The sequence below is a fragment of the Bradyrhizobium sp. STM 3809 genome (assembly GCF_000239795.1).
Classification (GTDB): domain Bacteria; phylum Pseudomonadota; class Alphaproteobacteria; order Rhizobiales; family Xanthobacteraceae; genus Bradyrhizobium.
On record NZ_CAFJ01000198.1, the window covers coordinates 1 to 2,528 of the forward strand.

At 63.1% G+C, this 2,528-nt stretch carries 4 protein-coding genes and 1 pseudogene; all 5 read right to left on the reverse strand.

Translation table 11 applies throughout. The annotated features are described in order from the left end of the window. Nucleotides 1-245: 245 nt before the first annotated feature. A complete protein-coding gene (locus tag BRAS3809_RS10920) occupies nt 246-566 on the reverse strand; it encodes a hypothetical protein (RefSeq protein ID WP_008962153.1) in 321 nt (106 codons plus the stop codon). A 28-nt stretch (nt 567-594) separates the two neighbouring features. Next, nucleotides 595-1,464, reverse strand: coding sequence for a CheR family methyltransferase (locus BRAS3809_RS10925; RefSeq protein WP_008962154.1), 870 nt, complete (start codon nt 1,462-1,464; stop codon nt 595-597). Between the two features lie 28 nt (nt 1,465-1,492). Further along, nucleotides 1,493-1,882, reverse strand: coding sequence for a response regulator (locus BRAS3809_RS10930; protein ID WP_008962155.1), 390 nt, complete (start codon nt 1,880-1,882; stop codon nt 1,493-1,495). A gap of 29 nt (nt 1,883-1,911) precedes the next feature. Beyond that, nucleotides 1,912-2,388, reverse strand: coding sequence for a chemotaxis protein CheW (locus BRAS3809_RS10935; RefSeq protein WP_008962156.1), 477 nt, complete (start codon nt 2,386-2,388; stop codon nt 1,912-1,914). 25 nt (nt 2,389-2,413) lie between these two features. Then, nucleotides 2,414-2,528: pseudogene (locus tag BRAS3809_RS37740) on the reverse strand (response regulator); the annotation flags it as partial.

Consider the following 2,528-nt stretch of genomic DNA (forward strand, 5'->3'; position numbering starts at 1 on the left):
CGCCGATCGCCCTCCTCCATAGCTCCCGGGCTACTGGCCGCGGGTTCCGAACTCATGACCGACATTGGTCGTCCCTGGCAAAGTTGACTGACTTCGTTCGTTTTACACGTCTCGTCCTGAAGCGCCGTAAAGCGGCTCTGCGAAAAACGCCTCCCCTGCTTAGGATTTGCGCAGGATATCGGGTCGTCCCCTGTATCCCGCTCGGAGGCATTTGCAGACAAGACCGGCGGCCGGGCTGCAAACCATCAGCTGGCGGTCGTTTCCTGACCGGCGGACATACCGCGCTTCTTCTTGTTTTTCCCCTTGATGAACTGGATGTCCATCTCGGCGCCGTTGACGCGGACCAGCTCGCATCGCCGGTACGCCAGCCCCGTCGAGGACAGCAGCAGGAAGAACTCCTTGAGGTTCAGCCCCTGGATCGATCCCTCGACGGTCAGAACCGCGTCGTTGTCGGAGATGGCATTGAGCTGACAATCCCGCCGCCAGGTCCCGTCGATGCCCATGATGCAGACGTCGTAGCCCCGACTGAAGGTGACGCGCTCCGTTCCTTTGTTCTCTTCAGACATCTTTGTGTCCTGCTCTCCGCCGGCTCTTCTAGTTGCCGGCAGCCGCGACCCTGGGCGCACCCGGAAGCGGCGCCTTGGCCGTGGAGACGACTCCGCTCGGACGATACAGGCCGCGACGATCCGCGAGCGGCTTGAACACGTCGGTGAGGCCGACCACGGTTTCAGCCGCGCCCAGCACCAGGAAGCCATCCGGCTCCATCAGCTTGGCGAGCCGGCCGAAGATGTTGATCTTCGTTTCCTGGTCGAAGTAGATCAGCACGTTGCGACAGAAGACGATGTCGAATGTGCCGAGCTGCGAGAAATCGTGCAGCAGGTTGAGCTGACGATGCTGGACCATGCCGCGAACGTCGGAATTGATCTGCCAGAGCTCGCCGGCCTGCTTGAAGTATTTGACCAGAAGCTGAATCGGCAGACCGCGCTGCACCTCGAACTGGCTGTAGAGGCCCGCCTTCGATTTCTCGAGCACCTCCTGGGACAGATCGGTGGCAACGATCTCGACGCGCCATCCGGCCAGCGCGGCGCTCATCTCCTTGAGCGACATCGCCAACGAATACGGCTCCTGTCCGGTCGAGCAGGCGGCGCACCAGATCCGGATCGACTTGCGGTTGGCGCGCGCCTTCAGGAGCTCCGGCATGATCACGTCGCGGAAGTGATCGAACGGGACCTTGTCGCGGAAGAAGAACGTCTCGTTGGTGGTCATCGCCTCGACGACCTGACTGATGAGGGCGCTCGACCCGTCCTTCAGCTTCTGGACGAGATCGCTGATGCTGGCGAGCCCGGCCTTGCGGGCGAGCGGAAGCAGGCGGCTCTCGATCAGATATTGCTTGTCGGCGGACAGATCGAGACCTGACTTGTCTCGAAGCAGCTTGCGCAGGAATTCATAATCTGGCTGGTTCACGACGGCCTCTTCTGGGCAGAGGAAGGGATCAGGCGGATTCGGCTGACAATGCCTGGATGAGACCGACTTCCTGGAATTTCGCCGCGACGATTTCCTTGTCGAACGGCTTCATGATGTACTCGTTGGCGCCGGCGTTCAGCGCGCGCGAGATATGGTCGATGTCGTTCTCCGTGGTGCAGAACACCACCTTCGGGCCTTCGCCGCCCGGCAACCGCCGCAGCCGGCCGAGGAAATCGTAGCCGTCCATGACCGGCATGTTCCAGTCGAGCAGGATGGCTTCGGGCAGGCTCTTGGTGCAGAGCTCGAGAGCCTGCTCACCATCTTCCGCCTCGACGACGGAGAAACCCAGCTCCTCCAGGATACGACGCGCGATCTTGCGCACCACGCTGGAATCGTCCACGACCAGACAGCTCTTCATGTTCGTTCCCCTATGGGATGGTTGACGGGTTAAGCGGCAATTGCAGCCTTCGGCAGCAGCTCGAGCACACGGTCGACATCGAGGACGACCATCAGCTGGCCATCGAGGCGGTGCACGCCACCGGCGAATTTCGCCATGCGCGGGTCGAGATTGACCGGGTTCTCCTCCCGGCCCGCCTCCGGCAGCCGCAGCACCTCGCCGATCTGATCGATCAGCAGGCCGTAGGATTCGCCGCGCAGGTCGACGCCGACCGCCATCGGCGGCTTGCCGTCGTCGGCCTTGGCGAGGCCGAGCCGCGCCCGCATGTCGACGACGGTGACGATACGGCCGCGCAGGTTCAGGACGCCGGCGATCTCGGCAGACGACAACGGCACGCGCGTCACCCGCTCCGGCATGAACACGTCCTGCACCCGCGAGATCGGCAGGCCGAACAGCTGGCCGCCGATCACGGCGGTCACGAATTCGGAAGCCGCGCCGTCGGTGGTCTCGATCTTGTTGCTGCTCATCGCACGCTACTCCTGACCTTCTCCGTTACGCCGCCCGCCGATTGGCTTCGGCACGCGCCCGCTCCTCGATCTGCTCCTTCATCGCCGCGATCAGACCCGGACGGTCGAACTTGGCGATGTAGTCGTAGAGGCCGGCCTGG

What these genes read in the sequence shown, in the direction of transcription:
- BRAS3809_RS10935 (WP_008962156.1), bottom strand. Translation starts at nt 2,388, where the DNA reads ATGAGCAGCAACAAGATCGAGACCACCGACGGCGCGGCTTCCGAATTC.
- BRAS3809_RS10930 (WP_008962155.1), bottom strand. Translation starts at nt 1,882, where the DNA reads ATGAAGAGCTGTCTGGTCGTGGACGATTCCAGCGTGGTGCGCAAGATC.
- BRAS3809_RS10920 (WP_008962153.1), bottom strand. Translation starts at nt 566, where the DNA reads ATGTCTGAAGAGAACAAAGGAACGGAGCGCGTCACCTTCAGTCGGGGC.